18 protein-coding genes, 1 tRNA gene and 1 other RNA gene are annotated in these 16,103 nt (G+C 69.7%); 11 read left to right on the top strand and 9 right to left on the bottom strand.

Going from position 1 to position 16,103, the window contains the following annotated elements; all coding sequences use genetic code 11:
• From KBA23_RS11790 to KBA23_RS11775, 4 genes are all read right to left on the bottom strand, one after another.
• Positions 1-1,343: GMC family oxidoreductase (locus tag KBA23_RS11790; RefSeq protein WP_290741127.1), on the bottom strand; the 1,343-nt coding region annotated here is incomplete at its 3' end.
• A 13-nt stretch (positions 1,344-1,356) separates the two neighbouring features.
• Positions 1,357-1,881: a Twin-arginine translocation pathway signal gene (locus tag KBA23_RS11785; protein ID WP_290741124.1), complete on the bottom strand. Its 525-nt coding sequence runs from the start codon at positions 1,879-1,881 to the stop codon at positions 1,357-1,359.
• A gap of 78 nt (positions 1,882-1,959) precedes the next feature.
• A complete protein-coding gene (locus KBA23_RS11780) occupies positions 1,960-2,355 on the bottom strand; it encodes a VOC family protein (RefSeq protein WP_290741121.1) in 396 nt (131 codons plus the stop codon).
• Positions 2,356-2,451: 96 nt separating this feature from the next.
• Positions 2,452-2,736 (bottom strand): ribbon-helix-helix domain-containing protein, encoded by a 285-nt coding sequence (locus KBA23_RS11775; protein WP_290741118.1) that lies wholly within the window; start codon positions 2,734-2,736, stop codon positions 2,452-2,454.
• Between the two features lie 167 nt (positions 2,737-2,903).
• Here KBA23_RS11775 and KBA23_RS11770 point away from each other — a divergent pair.
• From KBA23_RS11770 to KBA23_RS11755, 4 genes are all read left to right on the top strand, one after another.
• Positions 2,904-2,989: transfer RNA gene (locus tag KBA23_RS11770), tRNA-Tyr, on the top strand.
• A 116-nt stretch (positions 2,990-3,105) separates the two neighbouring features.
• A complete protein-coding gene (locus KBA23_RS11765; RefSeq protein WP_290741117.1) occupies positions 3,106-3,858 on the top strand; it encodes an amino acid ABC transporter substrate-binding protein in 753 nt (250 codons plus the stop codon).
• 3 nt (positions 3,859-3,861) lie between these two features.
• The gene (locus KBA23_RS11760) at positions 3,862-4,533 is read left to right on the top strand and encodes an amino acid ABC transporter permease (protein WP_290741114.1); all 672 of its coding nucleotides are present in this window, start codon (positions 3,862-3,864) and stop codon (positions 4,531-4,533) included.
• Entirely contained in the window at positions 4,530-5,261 is a 732-nt protein-coding gene (locus tag KBA23_RS11755; protein WP_290741111.1) for an amino acid ABC transporter ATP-binding protein, read from the top strand. The genes KBA23_RS11760 and KBA23_RS11755 overlap by 4 nt, the downstream gene beginning before the upstream one ends.
• Before the next feature lie 234 nt (positions 5,262-5,495).
• Here the strand turns inward: KBA23_RS11755 and KBA23_RS11750 are convergent, their stop codons facing one another.
• Positions 5,496-7,553 (bottom strand): NAD(+) synthase, encoded by a 2,058-nt coding sequence (locus KBA23_RS11750; RefSeq protein ID WP_290741108.1) that lies wholly within the window; start codon positions 7,551-7,553, stop codon positions 5,496-5,498.
• 409 nt (positions 7,554-7,962) lie between these two features.
• On the bottom strand, positions 7,963-8,283 hold the full coding sequence (gene sugE, locus KBA23_RS11745) for a quaternary ammonium compound efflux SMR transporter SugE (RefSeq protein WP_290741105.1): 321 nt from the start codon (positions 8,281-8,283) through the stop codon (positions 7,963-7,965).
• Positions 8,284-8,412: 129 nt separating this feature from the next.
• Between sugE and ssrA the strand changes: the two genes are divergently transcribed.
• Both ssrA and KBA23_RS11735 read left to right on the top strand, forming a co-directional pair.
• Positions 8,413-8,765, top strand: a transfer-messenger RNA (tmRNA) gene (gene ssrA, locus KBA23_RS11740).
• A gap of 377 nt (positions 8,766-9,142) precedes the next feature.
• Positions 9,143-9,607 (top strand): ClpXP protease specificity-enhancing factor SspB, encoded by a 465-nt coding sequence (locus KBA23_RS11735; RefSeq protein WP_290741102.1) that lies wholly within the window; start codon positions 9,143-9,145, stop codon positions 9,605-9,607.
• A 49-nt stretch (positions 9,608-9,656) separates the two neighbouring features.
• Here KBA23_RS11735 and KBA23_RS11730 read toward each other — a convergent pair whose 3' ends face one another.
• Positions 9,657-10,067, bottom strand: coding sequence for a DUF3775 domain-containing protein (locus KBA23_RS11730; protein ID WP_290741099.1), 411 nt, complete (start codon positions 10,065-10,067; stop codon positions 9,657-9,659).
• Between the two features lie 163 nt (positions 10,068-10,230).
• On the opposite strand from KBA23_RS11730, the gene fumC reads away from it, so the two are divergent.
• The 4 genes from fumC to KBA23_RS11710 all read left to right on the top strand — a co-directional run bounded on the left by fumC (position 10,231) and on the right by KBA23_RS11710 (position 13,268).
• Positions 10,231-11,625, top strand: a complete 1,395-nt coding sequence (fumC, locus tag KBA23_RS11725) for a class II fumarate hydratase (RefSeq protein WP_290741096.1) — start codon at positions 10,231-10,233, stop codon at positions 11,623-11,625.
• Between the two features lie 89 nt (positions 11,626-11,714).
• Positions 11,715-12,551: a neutral zinc metallopeptidase gene (locus KBA23_RS11720; protein WP_290741094.1), complete on the top strand. Its 837-nt coding sequence runs from the start codon at positions 11,715-11,717 to the stop codon at positions 12,549-12,551.
• A complete protein-coding gene (locus tag KBA23_RS11715; protein ID WP_290741091.1) occupies positions 12,548-12,736 on the top strand; it encodes a DUF4169 family protein in 189 nt (62 codons plus the stop codon). The genes KBA23_RS11720 and KBA23_RS11715 overlap by 4 nt, the downstream gene beginning before the upstream one ends.
• A gap of 292 nt (positions 12,737-13,028) precedes the next feature.
• Complete coding sequence (locus KBA23_RS11710; protein WP_290741087.1) at positions 13,029-13,268, top strand: ribbon-helix-helix domain-containing protein; 240 nt, start codon at positions 13,029-13,031, stop codon at positions 13,266-13,268.
• Positions 13,269-13,280: 12 nt separating this feature from the next.
• Here KBA23_RS11710 and KBA23_RS11705 read toward each other — a convergent pair whose 3' ends face one another.
• Positions 13,281-14,033 carry a cytochrome c biogenesis protein CcdA gene (locus tag KBA23_RS11705; protein WP_290741084.1) on the bottom strand — a complete coding sequence of 251 codons (753 nt, stop codon included), beginning with the start codon at positions 14,031-14,033 and terminating at the stop codon, positions 13,281-13,283.
• A 112-nt stretch (positions 14,034-14,145) separates the two neighbouring features.
• On the opposite strand from KBA23_RS11705, the gene KBA23_RS11700 reads away from it, so the two are divergent.
• Positions 14,146-14,379 (top strand): sulfurtransferase TusA family protein, encoded by a 234-nt coding sequence (locus tag KBA23_RS11700; protein ID WP_290741081.1) that lies wholly within the window; start codon positions 14,146-14,148, stop codon positions 14,377-14,379.
• A gap of 129 nt (positions 14,380-14,508) precedes the next feature.
• Here the strand turns inward: KBA23_RS11700 and ubiB are convergent, their stop codons facing one another.
• Positions 14,509-16,035 (bottom strand): 2-polyprenylphenol 6-hydroxylase, encoded by a 1,527-nt coding sequence (ubiB, locus tag KBA23_RS11695; protein ID WP_290741078.1) that lies wholly within the window; start codon positions 16,033-16,035, stop codon positions 14,509-14,511.
• Positions 16,036-16,103: the final 68 nt, after the last annotated feature.

Below are 16,103 nucleotides of genomic sequence, written 5' to 3'. Positions count from 1 at the left end.
GTAGGCAAGGTCCGCGTCGCTCCCACCGCCCGATAGAGCGCCTCGCCGCGCTCATAGGCATAGGCACGCATTGCCGTGTCGTTCGGATGATCGCTGAAGTTGACGTTCGCCACCGGTAGCCCGAAGTCGTCCTTCACGTCGGTGTTGAGCGTCACCCGGTTCGTCTCCTGCGGCATGTCCTCGCCAACGATCCAGAGGCCGGCCATGTTCGGATAGCTGTCGAGCGCGGAGGTGAACTCGCGGCCCCAGGCGCCGGGATCGAGGAAGGCGGCCATGAACGGCACGCCGAGCGACAGCGTCTCGAACTCGAAGCCGCCGACGAAGCCGCGGGTGGGGTCGTGCCGCGCCTCGTCCTGGACGATGCCGGCCATGGTCGTGCCGCGCCACATCCGCACCGGCTCGGGGAAGACCGCGTAGACCGAGCCGGTCATGTGCCGCATGTAGTTGCGCCCGACCTGCCCCGAGGAGTTGCCGAGCCCGTCCGGGAACTGGTTCGAGGCCGAGTTGAGCAGGAGCCGCGGGCTCTCGATCGAGTTCCCCGCCACGCAGACGATCTTGGCGGCCTGGAACTGCTCCTTGCCGTCCCTGTCGGCGTAGACGACTCCGGTGACCCGGCCGTCATCCCCGTGCTCGATCCTGAGGACGTGGCAGCGGTCGCGCACCTCGAGGTTGCCGGTCGCCTCGCCGCGCGGGATGTCGGTATAGGCCGACGACCACTTGGCGCCCCACTTGCAGCCCTGGAAGCAGAAGCCGGTCTGCTGGCAGATCATCCGGTCGTCGTAATCGATCGAGTTGATCGCCATCCGCCCGGTCGACACCTCCTTGTAGCCGAGGGCCTTCGCTCCGGCCTCGAACACCTTGTAGTTGTTGTTTCCCGGCAGGCCCGGCCGGTCGCCGGTCCGCGTCACCCCGAGCTTCGCCTCGGCCTTCTCGTACCAGGGAGCCATCTCGGCGCCGTCGATCGGCCAGTCGACCAGGTTCGCGCCGGGCACGTTGCCGTAGCTGGTGCGCGGCTTCCACTCGTGGTCCTGGAAGCGCAGGCTGGCGCCCGCCCAGTGGATCGAGGTGCCGCCGACCGCCTTCACGATCCACGCCGGCAGGCCGGAGAAGTCCTTCGCCACCCGCCAGTCGCCGCTGGTGGTGCGCGGCTCGGTCCAGGCGAGCTGGCCAAAGCTCTCCCACTCGTCGTTGACGTAGTCCTCGGGCAGGTAGCGCCCGCCCGCCTCGAGCGCGACCACGGAGACGCCCTTTTGCGCCAGCTCGTTCGCCAGCACGCCGCCGCCGGCGCCGGTGCCGATCACCACGACGACGCCGTCGTCCTTCAGATCGAATGGTGCAGCCATTGTCCCCGCCCCCTCAGAGCCACGTGATGTCGTCGAAGCCGCGGTTGATGTAGCCGCCCTTGGAGTAGCTCTCGCCCTCGTAGCCGAACAGCGGCCAGACTTCCTTCTGGTTGTAGAGGCCGGTGACGAGGCCGCCGCGAACCTTCTGGAAGAACGGCGACGCCTCCATCCCGCGCAGGATCGCCACGCGGTCCGCCTCCCACGGCACCGCGGCGTAGGAGGCGTAGCCCGCACCGACCGCCGCCGCGTTCAGCGCGGCGATGCCGGCCTCGACGGCCTCGGCCTCCTCGGCGGTGTCGTAGCCCTTGACCGCCGTGACGTAGAAGCTGTCGGCGATGCGGTCATGCGGATAGATGTCGCGGGCCATGACGACGAGCGTCGCCATGGTCTCGGGCTTCAGCGTCGTCACCTCGAGCGCCCAGGCGGCGTCGCGCGCGGCGATGAAGTTCGCGCCGACAGCGAGCGTCGCCGTGGTCGCCAGCGCACGGGCGAGGAGCGCCCGCCGGGTGAGGCCCTCCTTGCGCGGATGGTGGGTCATGACGTTCGATCTCCCTTGCTGGTTTCTTGTTCTGGCTAGGGCAGGGCGCGCGCCTCGTGGCGCGCCCCCGTCAGGGGGTCAGCGGAAGCGGCCTCCGCGTCCGATCACCTCGATCTGGTAGCCGTCGGGGTCGGCGATGAAGAAGAAGCGTGCGACGACGGCGTCGCCGTTGCGGAAGTCGACGAGCTTGCGTGGTGCGAGGCCGGCTTCCGTCATCCGCGCGTGTTCGGCGTCGACGTCGTCGACGACGAACGCGAGATGGCCGTAGCCGTCGCCGAGGTCGTAGAGCTCGGAGCGCCCCTTGTTGATTGTGAGCTCGAGCTCGAAGTCCGCCTGCGGGTTCGCGAGGTAGACCAGCGTGAAGCTCTCGAAGTCGATCCGGTCAGCGACCTTCAGCCCGAAGGCGCGGTCGTAGAAGTCGAGCGCGCGCGTCTCGTCGAGCACGCGGATCATGGAATGGACGGCTTTGGCCAACTCTCTCGTCTCCGTCGTTGCGGCGGCGCGCGGCCGCCCACACTGTCAGGATGACGCCTTGGCGGCCCTGCCGGGTAGTATCCCCTTACTACGCGGCTACTCCGCGGCCACCGCGAGGCCCGCGTTGCCCTCAAGGTAGACGAGGCACGTGCAGCGCAGGATCGAGCTGAAGTTCGCCGCCTCGCCGTGCATCAGCAGCACCTCGTCGTGCAGCTTCGAGATGAACGCCGGGGTCGTCAGCCCCTCGGAGCCGGCGATCTGGTCGAGGATCGACCAGAAGGCGCCCTCGAGCCGCAGGCTGGTGCTCTGGCCGTTCAGCCGCAGGCGCCGGACGACCGGCTGGTAGCGGACCGGATCCTGCCCGGCGTAGATGCGGCACATGCGCTCGTCTCCCCCCGCGCGTTCTTTCGCCGATCTTGCGTCCCCCTCGCCACCGGCGCAAGTCGGGCTCTCCGCTTCCCATCCGCATCCCGGTCTGCCGCCGGGCCGCCGCGACGAACGCGCTTGAACCCGGGCGCCATGTGCTGTAGCTCCCCGCTCACGTCACCGGAGAGGTGGCAGAGCGGTCAAATGCAACGGACTGTAAATCCGTCGGGGCAACCCTACGCTGGTTCGAATCCAGCCCTCTCCACCACCCTTTCGATACGAGAGACAGTCAGCGGCCGGGAGTTCCGGGTGCGTCGGCGGCGTGCTCGCAAAGCGCGCGGGACGTGCTACGCAGGGTCCGTGCAAGCGCAAGGAGCAGGTCTCATGAATCGTCTCGTCACCGCCGCGCTGGTCTGGGCCGCCGTCGCCGCGCCCGCGGCCGCCGACGCGATCCGCGTCGGCATGTCGGGCGGGTATTTCCCGTTTACCTTCGTCCGCCAGGACAAGCTCCAGGGCTTCGAGGTCGACCTCATGAACGCCATCGCCGCCGAGACCGGCGACGAGGTCACGTTCAGCACCATGGCCTTCTCCGGGCTGATCGGCGCGCTGGAGGCGGGGCGGATCGACACGGTTGCGAACCAGATCACCGTCACCCCGGAGCGGGAGGCGAAGTTCGTCTTCACCCAGCCTTACGTCTACGACGGGGCGCAGGTGGTGGTCCGCGAGGGGAACGACACGATCAGGGGCGTCGAGGATCTGCGCGGCAAGACCGTCGCGGTCAACCTCGGCTCGAACTTCGAGCAGCTCCTGCACGAGTTGCCCTTCGCCTCCGAGATCACCGTCAAGACCTACGACAGCAACATCGAGCAGGACACCGCGCTCGGTCGCGTCGACGCCTTCGTGATGGACCGCGTCTCCTCGGCGCAGGTGATCGCGCAATCGCCCCTGCCGTTGCAGCTCGCCGGTCCGGCCTTCTCGGAGATCCGCAACGCGCTGCCGTTTCGCAACGACGAGGCCGGCCGCGCCATGCGTGACCGGGTGGACGCGGCGATCACCACGCTCAAGGCCAACGGCAAGCTCCGCGAGATCTCGGAGAAGTGGCTCGGCGCCGACGTGACCGTCCCCGCCGGCTCCTGAGCGATGGTCGTCGACCTCGAGTACATGGCGGGGCTCTTTCCCGTCATTCTTTCCTATGCGCCGCTCACCCTCGCCATGGCCACGATCGCCATGGCGATCGCGCTCGTGCTCGCCATTGCGCTTGCGGTCGTCCGGGTGCTGCGGGTTCCCGTGCTCGACCGGCTCGTCGCGGTGTTCATCAGCTTCTTCCGCGGCACGCCGCTCCTCGTGCAGCTCTTTCTGTTCTACTACGGTCTGCCGCAGGTGGTGTCGGCGTTCCGGGCCATCGACGGCGTCACCGCCGCCGTCACCGGGCTCACGCTCCACTTCGCCGCCTACATGGCCGAGAGCATCCGCGGCGCGATCCTCGGCATCGACCGCAGCCAGTGGGAGGCGGGCGCCTCGGTCGGCATGACGCAGGTCCAGCTGATGCGCCGGATCGTCCTGCCTCAGGCGGCGCGCGTCGCGGCGCCGACGCTGCTCAACTATTTCATCGACATGATCAAGAGCACCTCGCTCGCCTTCACCCTCGGCGTCACCGAGATGATGGGCGCGGCGCAGAAGGAGGCCGCCGGCAGCTTCCGCTACCTCGAGGCCTTTCTCGTCGTGGCGCTGATCTACTGGGCGATCGTCGAGGCGCTGTCCTTCGTGCAGCGGCGGATGGAGGTCCGGCTCGGCCGGGCGTTCGCGCGGTGATCCGCATCGAGGGCCTGACCAAGCGGTTCGGGGCGCGAACCGTCCTCGACGGCATCGACCTCGAGATCGCCCCCGGCGAGCGCATCGTCGTCATCGGCCCCTCCGGCACCGGCAAGTCGACGCTGCTGCGCTGCCTCAACTTCCTCGACCGGCCGGACGCGGGCCGGATCGTCCTCGGCGACCTCGTCGTCGACGCCGCCCGGGCGACGCGGCGGCAGATCCTCGCGCTCCGCCGCCGCACGGCCTTCGTCTTCCAGAACTATGCCCTCTTCGCCAACCGCACGGCGCGGCAGAACATCACCGAGGCGCTCACCGTGGTGAAGCGGCTGCCGCAGGCCGAGGCCGACGCGCGCGCCGACGCCACCCTCGCCGAGATCGGCCTCGCCGACCGCGGCGACGCCTATCCGGCGGCGCTCTCCGGCGGCCAGCAGCAGCGGGTCGGCATCGGCCGGGCCATGGCGCTCGACGCCGAGCTGATGCTGGTCGACGAGCCGACTTCGGCGCTCGATCCCGAATGGGTGGGCGAGGTCCTCGAACTCCTCGGGCGGGTGGCGGCGCATCGCCAGACCATGCTGATCGTCACCCACGAGATGCAGTTCGCCCGCGAGATCGCCGACCGCGTGCTCTTCATGGACGGCGGCCGCATCGTCGAGCAGGGTCCGCCGGAGGCGCTGTTCGAGACCCCGCGCGATCCGCGCCTTCAGGCGTTCCTGCGCCGCGTGGCCTGAGGGCCGCGCCGCCATGCGCGGATGGCGGCCGCGGGCCTGGCGCCGCCGCAAGTCGTGGACTTCCGGAACGACGGCAAGCGGGGTGGCCTGCTTCTTCTTCGTGGCGGATCCCGACGGCTATCAGATCGAGGTCGAGCGGGCGGACGCTTTCGTTGACCGCGACCGCCGCAACCGCCTTCGTCTCCCGAAACGGCGGGAGGCGGCCCGTCGCTTGGCAGGCTCACCCGCCCGGCGTCACCGCTCCGGCACGTTCGCCGCCAGCTCGTCGAGCCAGGGGGCCGCACTTCCGTCCGAGGGCGCACGCCAGTCGCCGCGGGGCGACAGGGCGCCGCCGGCCGAGACCTTGGGGCCGTTCGGAATGGCCGAGCGCTTGAACTGGCTGGTCGCGAAGAACCGCCGCAGGAACACTTCCAGCCACTTGCGGATCGTCGCGAGATCGTAGGCCCGCCGCGCCGACTGCGGAAAGTCGATCGGCCAGGAGCCCTTCTCCACGTCCGACCACGCCTCAAGCGCCAGATACGCCACCTTCGACGGCGCGAGGCCGTAGCGCAGGATGTGGTAGAGGAAGAAGTCGTGCAGTTCGTAGGGTCCGATCGTCGCCTCGGTGCTCTGGATCGGCTGCCCCGGCATCGGCGGGATCAGCTCCGGCGAGATCTCGGTGGCGAGGATGTCCTCCAGCACCGCGTCGGTCGCCCGGTCGAACTGGTCGGTGCTCTCCGCCCAGCGGATCAGGTATTGGATCAGCGTCTTCGGCACCCCGGCGTTGACAGCGTAGTGGCTCATCTGGTCGCCGACGCCGTAGGTGCACCAGCCGAGCGCCAGCTCGGAGAGGTCGCCCGTCCCGATCACGAAGCCGTCGCGCTGGTTGGCGAGCCGGAACAGGTAGTCCGTCCTGAGCCCCGCCTGCACATTCTCGAAGGCTATGTCGTAGACGGGTTCGCCGGCGGCGAAGGGGTGGCGCATGTCGGCAAGCATCTGCCGGGCCGCCGGTCGGATGTCGATCTCCTCCGCGGCGACCCCGAGCGCGCGCATCAGCCGCCAGGCGTTGGCCTTCGTCGTCTCGCCGGTGGCGAAGCCCGGCATGGTGAAGCCGAGGATCGTCGTCCGCGGCAGGCCCAGCCGGTCGCAGACCTTGGCGGCGACGATCAGCGCATGGGTCGAGTCGAGCCCGCCCGAGACCCCGATCACCATATGCGCGGCCCGCGTCGCCTCGAACCGCCGGCGCAGGCCCTCAACCTGGATGTTGAAGGCCTCGTAACAGTCCTGGTCGAGATGGGTCTTGCGGTTGGGCACATAGGGAAAGCGCCGGATCCTGCGCGCCAGCCCGATGTCCCCGGGGTCGGGCCGGTGGGCGAAGCGCACGCGGCGGAACGGCCGCCCGGTCAGCGCCTCGGCGGCGTCGCCGTAGGTCCCCATCCGCATCCGCTCGGCGAGGATGCGGCCCGCGTCGACGTCGGCGACGGTCAGCTGCGGCTCCGCGGGGAAGCGGTCGGACTCGGCGAGGAGGTCGCCGAGTTCGTAGATCACGCCCTGTCCGTCCCAGGCGAGGTCCGTGGTGCTCTCGCCGGGCCCGGCCGCGGAATAGGCGTAGGCCGCCACCGCACGGGCCGACTGCGAGGCGCAGAGCAGATGGCGCTCGTCCGACTTGCCGATGACGATGTTCGACGCCGAGAGATTCGCGAGGATCGTCGCCCCGGCCAGCGCCGCCAGCGACGAGGGCGGCACCGCCGACCAGAAGTCCTCGCAAATCTCGGCGTGGAAGACGAAGCCGGGCAGGTCCTCGGCCTCGAAGATCAGGTCGCTGCCGAAGGGCGCTCCGCGCCCCGCGACGCGGATCGTCTCGCCCGCGACGGACCGGCCATGGGCGAACCAGCGCTTCTCGTAGTACTCGCGGTAGTTCGGCAGGTAGCTCTTGGGCGTCACCCCGAGGATCTCGCCGCGCGCGATCGCCACGGCGCAGTTGTAGAGCCGTCCCTCGTGCCGCAGCGGCGCGCCGACCAGCAGGACGGGCGCGAGGGTCGCGCTCGCCGCGGCGATCTCGCCGAGAGCGACCGCCACCGCGTCGAGGAGCGCGGCCTGAAGGTGCAGGTCGTCGATCGCATAGGACGAGACGCACAGTTCGGGGAACACCGCGAGGTCGACATGCGCGGCGTCGGCCCGCCGCGCCTCGGCGAGGATGGCGTCGCGGTTGAAGCCGACGTCCGCCGGGCGCACCCGCGGCGTGCACGTCGCCACCCGGACGAAGCCGTGCCGGTGCATCGACCTGAATTCCTTGCTCCGCCCGTCGCTCATGCCTGCCCTCGAAGTCCGGTTGACCTTCGATCTGCCACATTTCGGCGACCTCCGCGACCATGCCGATTTCTGCGCCCCCGCGATTGCGGACGCCGAGGCGCTCCGGCGGGATCCCGGCGGCACGTAGCGCCTCCCGCATTCCGGCGGCGAGCGCCGTCCTGCAGCGGGCCGGGGGGAAGCGCCATCCTCGAGGACCCCGCAAGGGGGTCCCGCTCGGACGGCGCTGACGGTCGGCCGCCTTTGCGGCCTCCCTGGCGGAGCGGCCGCAGGCGGCCGCGAGTCCTTTGTCTCTCCCCGCCCTTTGGCGGGGAGGCGCCTGCTCGATAGGGTTTCTGCCTGTATGAATGCCTGAAAGGGGAATGCGACCATCGCGTCGCAAGCGGCGCCACCTCGCGCACCTCGCGCCCGCTCAGGGACTCGATGACAGCTTCATGAGCAGGAGCCCGCCGACGATCATTGCCGCAGCGATCAGCCGCGCCGGACTGGCTGGCTCGCCGAGCGCCGCCACCCCGACCGCGAAGGCCCCGACCGCGCCGATCCCGGTCCAGATCGTGTAGGCGGTCCCGAGCGGCAGCGTCCGCATCGACCAGGCGAGCAGCGCGAAGCTGATCGCCATCGCGACGAAGGTGACGACCGTCGGCCCTACCCTCGTGAACCCGGCCGACTGCTTCATGCTGAAAGCCCAGACGACCTCGAAGAGCCCTGCGACGACCAGAAGGATCCAGGCCATGACGTTGCTCCTGACAGTCCGGGCGTCGGGCCGCCCCGGACATGGGCCCCGCGGTCTCGGGAGAGGCCGTGGCCAGGGACAGTCGGCAGGGTATCCGCCGCCTCCGGCGACTTCAACCTTCCCGGATTGCCCCTTCCAACGCGGGTCCGGATGCCCTATATCTCGTCTGTCCGGGCGACCGGACTATGGTGATAAACGCGCGCGTAATAAGCGGATCGGACCCGGGGGCGGTACCCGGCGGCTCCACCAGATCCCTCGTTGGGGGCGAATGGGGCCGAAACAGGATCGACGGACGTGTAAAGGCGATAGCTTTCACCCGGCAGGACGCCACCGTTACCGGCTCAAGAGCAATAGTTGCCAACGACAACCATGCTCCGGTTCGCCTCGCCGCGTAATGCGGTTCGGTTAGCCAAAACCTGAAGTCCTTGGCCTTAGCCGGTCAAGGCGGGGCTCGCAGGCGCCTGGCAACAGAAGCCTGCACCCACTCCCCTTCACACTATCCGATCAGCCGCGACACTGCCCGCCCGCGACGGGCCAGCTACCCATGCGCGCCCGCGCCCCGTCGGCGATGTCGTGCGGCACGTCGGCCAGAGCCGCGAGATCGTCGATCCGCCGCATGAGCCGCAGTCGCTCGAGCGCAGGGCGATGTGGCGGACGACTGCTCGGAATCGGGGCAGGGCGGGCATGGCGGTCCTCTGTGTAGGATGAATGGGGACCGGTCATGCTCTCCGGCGGATCGTTGACGCCGGGTTAACGGGTGGAGGGGTGCGGCGGCGCGGCCCGCTCGCCGCCGCACCCCCTTTCCTGTCAGGAAGAATCGGGTAAGGTCGCGACCGCACCGAGCAGGGAAGCAGAGGGCATGGCGAAGGGGATCAATTACGGCCAGCTGATGCACAAGGCGCTCCGCCAGCTGATCGCCGATGTCCTGGCGCAGGTGGCGCGCGACGGCCTGCCGGGCCAGCATCATTTCTTCATCACCTTCGACACCACTCATCCCGGCGTCGACATGTCGGCCTCGCTGCGCGAGCGGTATCCGGGCCAGATGATGATCGTGATGCAGGAGTGGTTCGAGAACCTCGCGGTGATGAAGGACCGCTTCACCGTCACGCTCAACTTCGGCAACGTCCCCGAGCCGATCGTCATTCCGTTCGAGGCGATCAAGACCTTCGTCGATCCATCCGTCGAGTTCGGCCTGCGCTTCGATGCACAGGACGAAAGCCAGCAGGCGGCCGAGGAGGCGCGCGCCGTCCCGGAGCCGCCGACGCCGATCAAGCCGCAGCCCGGAGGCGCGGTCGTCAGTCTCGACCAGTTCCGCAAGAGTTGAGCTGCGGGGGGCGCGCGACCCCGATTGCGTCGGTCTGCTTCGGCGCGATTCAGTACTCGCCTGTCTCCATCAGGTCCGAACCGTCGAATAGCCGGTCAATGCCCTCGTCGAGATAGTCGGCGACGTGGGGATGGTGCAGCAGGTACTCGGCGGTGTCCCCCTCTGCGCGTTCGACGGCCAATGCAAGGGCGTCATTCCATTCCTCGACCTCGAAGTCGCCCCGTCCCAGCCACATCAGCGCGACAAGCTCCGCCTGCTGGTCGGGCTCCAGGTCGTCGACCTGCGCCTCGATCTCGGCGCGGGACAGGTTGTCCGGCGTCTCCTGCAACGTGGCCGAGCGTTCGTCGTCCGCGGGGTTCGAGCCCGAATCCGGCGAGACCTCCTCCTCCTGCGCCATCACGGCCCGCAGCTTGAGGATCAGGCTGCGCAGGAATTCGGGGCTGAGGGTGATCTCGTCCATGTCCGCTCGCGGTGGTCGGCTTCGCGGCGGAGGATGCGCCGCCCGCGACCGCAAGGCAAGTGGAGCCGGCAGCCCGCGCCCCCGGCGGCGATGCGAGCGGCGTTGGCGCGGCCGGCGGAGGGCGCTAGAAGGGCCGCGCAGCGACTTCAGCGAGGATGCAAGGATGACGGCCACACGCACCGAGACCGACAGCTTCGGGCCGCTGGAGGTTCCGACCGACCGCTACTGGGGCGCGCAGACGCAACGCTCGATCCGGAACTTCCCGATCGGCTGGGAGCGCCAGCCGGTGGCAATGCGCCGCGCCCTCGGCGTCATCAAGCAGGCCGCCGCCGAGGTGAACATGGAGCTCGGCGACCTCGACCCGGCGATCGGCAAGGCGGTCGCCGCCGCCGCCGCCGAGGTGGTCGCCGGCAAGCTCGACGACCATTTCCCGCTCGTCGTCTGGCAGACCGGCTCGGGCACCCAGTCGAACATGAACGCCAACGAGGTGATCTCGAACCGGGCGATCGAGATGCTCGGCGGTGTCATGGGCTCGAAGAAGCCGGTGCATCCGAACGACCACGTCAACATGGGCCAGTCGTCGAACGACACCTATCCGACCGCGATGCACATCGCGACAGCGATGATGGCGCGCGACGTGACGCTTCCCGGGCTGCGCAAGCTCCACGCCGCGCTGGTGGAGAAGTCCGAGGCCTTCGCCCACATCATCAAGATCGGCCGCACCCACACCCAGGACGCGACGCCGCTGACGCTCGGCCAGGAGTTCGGCGGCTACGCCTATCAGGTGGAACAGGGGATCAGGCGCGTTACCGCAGCCTTGCACAACGTCTATGCGCTTGCCCAGGGCGGCACGGCCGTCGGCACCGGGCTCAACACCCGCAAGGCCTTCGCCGGCAAGATCGCCGACAAGATCGCCGAGATCACCGGGCTGCCCTTCGTCACCGCGCCGAACAAGTTCGAGGCGCTGGCCGGCAACGACGCCATGGTGGAGATGTCGGGCGCGATCCGCGTCGTCGCGGTGAGCCTCTTCAAGATCGCCAACGACATCCGCCTGCTCGGCTCGGGTCCGCGCTCGGGCCTCGGCGAGCTGATCCTGCCGGAGAACGAGCCGGGCTCCTCGATCATGCCGGGCAAGGTCAACCCGACCCAGGCCGAGGCGCTGACCATGGCCTGCGCCCAGGTGATGGGCAACGACGCCGCCGTCGGCTTCGCCGGCAGCCAGGGCCATTTCGAGCTCAACGTCTACAAGCCGATGATCGTCTACAACGTCCTCCAGGCGATGCAGCTGATGGGCGACGCGGCCTCGTCCTTCACGGACAACTGCGTGGTCGGCATAGAGGCCGACGAGGAGCGCATCGCCGAACTGATGCGCCAGAGCCTGATGCTCGTCACCGCGCTCGCGCCGACCATCGGCTACGACAATGCGACCAAGGTGGCCAAGACCGCGCACAAGAACCGCACGACGCTGAAGGAGGAGGCGATCCGTCTCGGCTTCGTCGACGAGGCGACCTTCGACCGCGTGGTCCGTCCCGAGGACATGGTTCATCCGCAGGACTGATGCGGTTCCGGCGTGACAACCGCGCCGGACGTCCCATACTCTCCCGCAGGCCCGGCGCGAACCGGGCCGCTACAGCCGGGAGACGCGGCATGGACTGGCGCGGACGCCGCATGAGCGACAACGTCGAGGACCGTCGCCGCGGCGGCGGCATGGTCCGGGCCGGCGGGGTCGGCGGGCTCGGGCTGATCGTGGTCCTGCTGATCGGCGTGCTCTTCGGCGTCGACGTCACGCCCTTCCTCGGCGGCGGAGTATCCACCCAGGCGCCGTCCGGTCCGAACGAGATCGAAGACGACAGAGAGGCCTTCGTGGCGACGGTGCTCGCCGGCACCGAGGATGTCTGGAGGCCGATCTTCCAGCAGTCGGGGCTCACCTATCACGACCCGAAACTGGTGCTCTACCGCGGCGTCGACCGCTCGGCCTGCGGCGCGGCGGACGCGGCGATGGGGCCGTTCTACTGCCCGAACGACCAGACGGTGTATCTCGATCTCGACTTCTTCCAGGTGCTGGAGCAGCAGATGGGCGCGGGCGGCGAGTTTGCCGCCGCCTACGTCATCGCCCACGAGGTCGGGCACCACGTCCAGAACGAGCTTGGCACGCTCGGGCAGGTCCACCAGGCGCGGAGTCGGATGAGCGCGCGCGACTCGAATGCGCTCTCGGTGCGCACGGAGCTTCAGGCGGATTGCTATGCGGGGATGTGGGCGCAGGGGGCGCGGGACATCTTCAACGTCGACCGGCAGGACGTCGCGGAGGCGATGAACGCGGCGGCGCGGATCGGCGACGACGCCCTGCAGCGGGCGAGCCAGGGCGTCGTGGTGCCGGACAGCTTCACCCACGGTTCGTCGCAGCAGCGGCAGACCTGGTTCGCGCGCGGCTTCGAGACCGGCGACCCGAACCAGTGCGACACCTTCCAGGCGGGGGTGTTGTGAGCGAGATCGTCAACCTGCGCACCGTCCGAAAGCGGATGAAGCGCGAGGCCGAGCGGACCGGGGCGGCGATCCGGGCCGCGGCTGCGGGCGAGGGCAGGAGCGAGAAGCGCAGGCGCGAGGCCGAGGCGGCGCTGGAGGCGCGACGCCTCGACCAGAGCCGCCGCGACCCCCCCGGGAAGGCGTGATGGCGGTTTCCGTCTGAAGGCTTCGGCGTCAAGAGTTTACGGCGGATCCTTCGATGCACACCTTATACCCGCGTGTCTACCATGCTACCCGGCGCAACACGGGCTAACACGCGTGATAGATAGGATAACTACCTGAGTACACACGATAAAAACCTTAAAGGTCAAAAAAGGTCCGCGAGTCGTTTCATGAGCCCGCCGGTATTATGCACAACCTATGCACAACGCATATGCCAAGCAAAAGAGTCAGAATTGAATCGCTAAGGCAGGCGCGAGGCATTCAGACGGAGGCCGCATGAGTGGACGGCCCGAGAAGCGGTCGCTGACGCTGCGCGGGCACCGGACCTCGGTGAGCCTGGAGGCGGAGTTCTGGGAGGCCTTCCGCGAGATGGCCGCCGCGGAGGGCAAGGCGCTGAACGCGCTCGCCGCGGAGATCGACGCGGCGCGCGATCCCGACGTCGGGCTCGCCTCGTCGATCCGGGTGCAGGTGCTGCGCTGGTTGCGGTCGCGCGCCGCGACGCCGGGACCGTCGTAGCCGGGGAAGCCGTCAGCCGATGCGGGCGAGCGCGGGGAAGGTCTCGAGCAGCCAGAACGACAGGTCGGTGAAGGCGCCCGTGAGCATCAGCACGCCGACGACGAGGAGCAGGGCCCCCATGGCGCGCTCGACCATGCGCATGTGGCGGCGCATTCCGGCGAGGAGGCCCACCGCCTGCCGCAGGAACAGCGCGACGATGAGGAACGGCACGCCGAGCCCGACGGCGTAGAAGCCCATCAGCAGCATTCCACGCTCGACGGAGCCCTCCTGAGCGGCGAGCGACAGGATCGCGCCCAGGACCGGGCCGATGCAGGGGGTCCAGCCGAAGGCGAAGGCGAGGCCGAGGACATAGGCGCCGAACGGCGTTCCGTTGGCGGGCGGCGCGTCGATGCGGGCCTCGCGGTAGAGGAGCGGGATGCGCAGCACGCCGAGGAAGTGCAGGCCGAAGAGCACGATGACCGCGCCGGCGACCATGGCCATCTCGCGCTGCCAGGCGAGCAGCGCGCGCCCGAGGGTCGAGGCGGCCATGCCGAGAAGCAGGAACACCGTCGAGAGGCCGAGGACGAAGAAGAAGGCCGTACGCATGACCCGGCGATCGGCCGCGCGGCCTTCGGCGAGGTCGTCGAGCGAGGCGCCCGCCATGTAGGCGAGATAGGGGGGCACGATCGGCAGCACGCAGGGCGACAGGAAGGACAGGATCCCGGCCACGCCCGCCACGAGGAGCGCGGGCGCGAGCGACGCGTCCCAGAGATCGATGCCGAACATGTGTCCCCGCGGGTTCTTCGCGGCGACCCTAGCCGACCCGCGCGGCGGCGTCACCGGGCGGACGCGTCACAACGCCGTGGACAGACGCGTGCCGGGCGGGTAGCCGGCGGCGATGGACTGGGACGACGAGATCGACGCGACGGGGCTGCTTTGCCCGCTGCCGGTGCTGAAGGCGCGCAGGCGCCTGCTGGCGCTGCCCGTCGGCGGGGTGCTCAGGCTGGTGGCGGACGACCCGGCCGCCGTGGTCGACGTGCCGCATTTCTGCGCGGAGCAGGGGCATGCCGTTCTGGCCGAAGCCGCGCTCGCGGGGCGCGCCCGCGCCTGGCTGATCCGCCGCGGGCGGTAGCGGCTGGCCGGGGAGGCCGCCTTTGCGGCAAAAGGGAGCGCGCTGTGCGCGCGATTCTTCTTTGCTTGCCAGCTAACCTGAATGTGAGTGAGTCCCTGGCTGGATAGGGCGGTTCCCGTTCACGCGCTCTCAGAGCAGTGTGCCGAGCGCCACCAGCGCCGCGCCGAGCAGGGCGCCGGCGAGGCCGTAGACCCAGCCGGGGGTGCGGCGCGGCTCGGGCGGGGGCGGGGCGGCGTTGAGGCGGACGAGGGCGGCCTCGGTCATGTGCGGGAGTTGCGGGCCGAAGCGGGAGAGCACCCGGAGGGTGGCGGCAAGGCTGCGGGCCATGGCCTGGGGGCCGAGGTTCGAGGCGATGTAGGCGGTGACGACGGGCCGCGCCGTCTCCCACATGTTCATCGCCGGGTTGAGGCTCCGCCCCACGCCCTCGACCACCACCATGGTGCGCTGGAGGAGGATCAGCTCGGTCCGCGTCTCCATCCCGAAATGCTCGGTCACCTCGAAGAGATGCGCGAGCAGGCGCGCCATGGAGATCTGCGTGGCGTCCTGTCCGAAGATCGGCTCGCCGATCGAGCGCAGCGCCTGGGCGAAGGCCTCCATGTCCTGGTCGCGCGGCACGTAGCCCGCCTCGAAATGCACCTCCGCGACGCGGCGATAGTCGCGGCGCAGGAAGCCCATCAGGATCTCGGCATAGACGCGGCGGGTGTAGGGGTCGATCCGGCCCATGATGCCGAAGTCGAGCGCGACGAGGGCGCCGTCGGGGCCGAGCTTGAGGTTGCCCTGGTGCATGTCGGCATGGAAGAAGCCGTCGCGCAGGGCGTGGGTCAGGAAGGTCTGGATGACGCGCTCGGAGAGGGCGACGAGATCGGCGCCGCTGGCCGCGAGCGCGGGCACGTCGCCGAGCGGGACGCCCTCGACCCATTCCAGCGTCAGCACGCGCCGACCGGAGGCGCCCCAGGCGATGGCCGGCACGCGAAAGCCCGGGTCGTCGGCGGCGTTGGCGGCGAACTCGGCCGCCGCCGCGGCCTCCATGCGGAGGTCGAGCTCGCCCTGCACGACGCCCTCGAAGTGCGCGATCACCGCGCGGGGGCGGAGGCGTCGGGTGAAGGGGGCGAAGATCTCGACCATGCGGGCGGCGAGCCAGAAGGCGTCGACGTCGCGCAGGAAGGCGCGCTCGATGCCGGGGCGAAGCACCTTGACGGCGACCGGCCGGCCGGTGGCGCGCAGGATGGCGCGGTGGACCTGCGCCAGCGAGGCCGCGGCGACCGGCGGGCCCAGATCCTCGAAGATCGCGTCGACGGGCTGGCCGAGGTCGCGCTCGATGGCGGCGCGGGCTTCCGCGACAGGGAAGGGGGGCAGGCTGTCCTGCAGGACGGTCAGCTCGCGGGCGAGATCGGGGCCGACGATGTCGGGTCGGGTGGAGAGAAGCTGGCCGAACTTGATGTAGGCCGGTCCGAGCGCGGTGAGCGCGCGCAAGACCGGCGGCTGGGTCGGGTCGCCCTTGTGCCCGAGCCACTGGAACGGCCAGCCGAGGATGCGCGCGACGACGCGGATCGCGGGCGGCGCGTCCATCGCCTCGAGGGCCTGGGCCATCGCCCCCGTGCGCTCGAAGGTCGCGCCGGTGCGGACGAGGCGCCAGAGGTTGTGCGGGCCCCGCAAGATCTAGAGCTTCCAGCCGGAATGGAGCGCGGCGATCCCGAGCGAGAGGTTGCGGCAGGCGACCCGGT

The organism is Amaricoccus sp. (assembly GCF_017995835.1).
In the GTDB taxonomy this organism is placed as follows: domain Bacteria; phylum Pseudomonadota; class Alphaproteobacteria; order Rhodobacterales; family Rhodobacteraceae; genus Amaricoccus.
Note: the sequence above shows the minus strand (reverse complement) of the source record. Positions and strands in the feature narration are given on the sequence as shown.

Coding starts and splice junctions, on each gene's coding strand:
- KBA23_RS11750 (WP_290741108.1), bottom strand. CDS start 7,553: ATGAGCGACGGGCGGAGCAAGGAATTCAGGTCGATGCACCGGCACGGC.
- KBA23_RS11765 (WP_290741117.1), top strand. CDS start 3,106: ATGAATCGTCTCGTCACCGCCGCGCTGGTCTGGGCCGCCGTCGCCGCG.
- KBA23_RS11700 (WP_290741081.1), top strand. CDS start 14,146: ATGGACTGGGACGACGAGATCGACGCGACGGGGCTGCTTTGCCCGCTG.
- KBA23_RS11785 (WP_290741124.1), bottom strand. CDS start 1,881: ATGACCCACCATCCGCGCAAGGAGGGCCTCACCCGGCGGGCGCTCCTC.
- KBA23_RS11730 (WP_290741099.1), bottom strand. CDS start 10,067: ATGGACGAGATCACCCTCAGCCCCGAATTCCTGCGCAGCCTGATCCTC.
- KBA23_RS11720 (WP_290741094.1), top strand. CDS start 11,715: ATGGACTGGCGCGGACGCCGCATGAGCGACAACGTCGAGGACCGTCGC.
- fumC (WP_290741096.1), top strand. CDS start 10,231: ATGACGGCCACACGCACCGAGACCGACAGCTTCGGGCCGCTGGAGGTT.
- KBA23_RS11735 (WP_290741102.1), top strand. CDS start 9,143: ATGGCGAAGGGGATCAATTACGGCCAGCTGATGCACAAGGCGCTCCGC.
- KBA23_RS11710 (WP_290741087.1), top strand. CDS start 13,029: ATGAGTGGACGGCCCGAGAAGCGGTCGCTGACGCTGCGCGGGCACCGG.
- KBA23_RS11760 (WP_290741114.1), top strand. CDS start 3,862: ATGGTCGTCGACCTCGAGTACATGGCGGGGCTCTTTCCCGTCATTCTT.
- KBA23_RS11705 (WP_290741084.1), bottom strand. CDS start 14,033: ATGTTCGGCATCGATCTCTGGGACGCGTCGCTCGCGCCCGCGCTCCTC.
- KBA23_RS11775 (WP_290741118.1), bottom strand. CDS start 2,736: ATGTGCCGCATCTACGCCGGGCAGGATCCGGTCCGCTACCAGCCGGTC.
- sugE (WP_290741105.1), bottom strand. CDS start 8,283: ATGGCCTGGATCCTTCTGGTCGTCGCAGGGCTCTTCGAGGTCGTCTGG.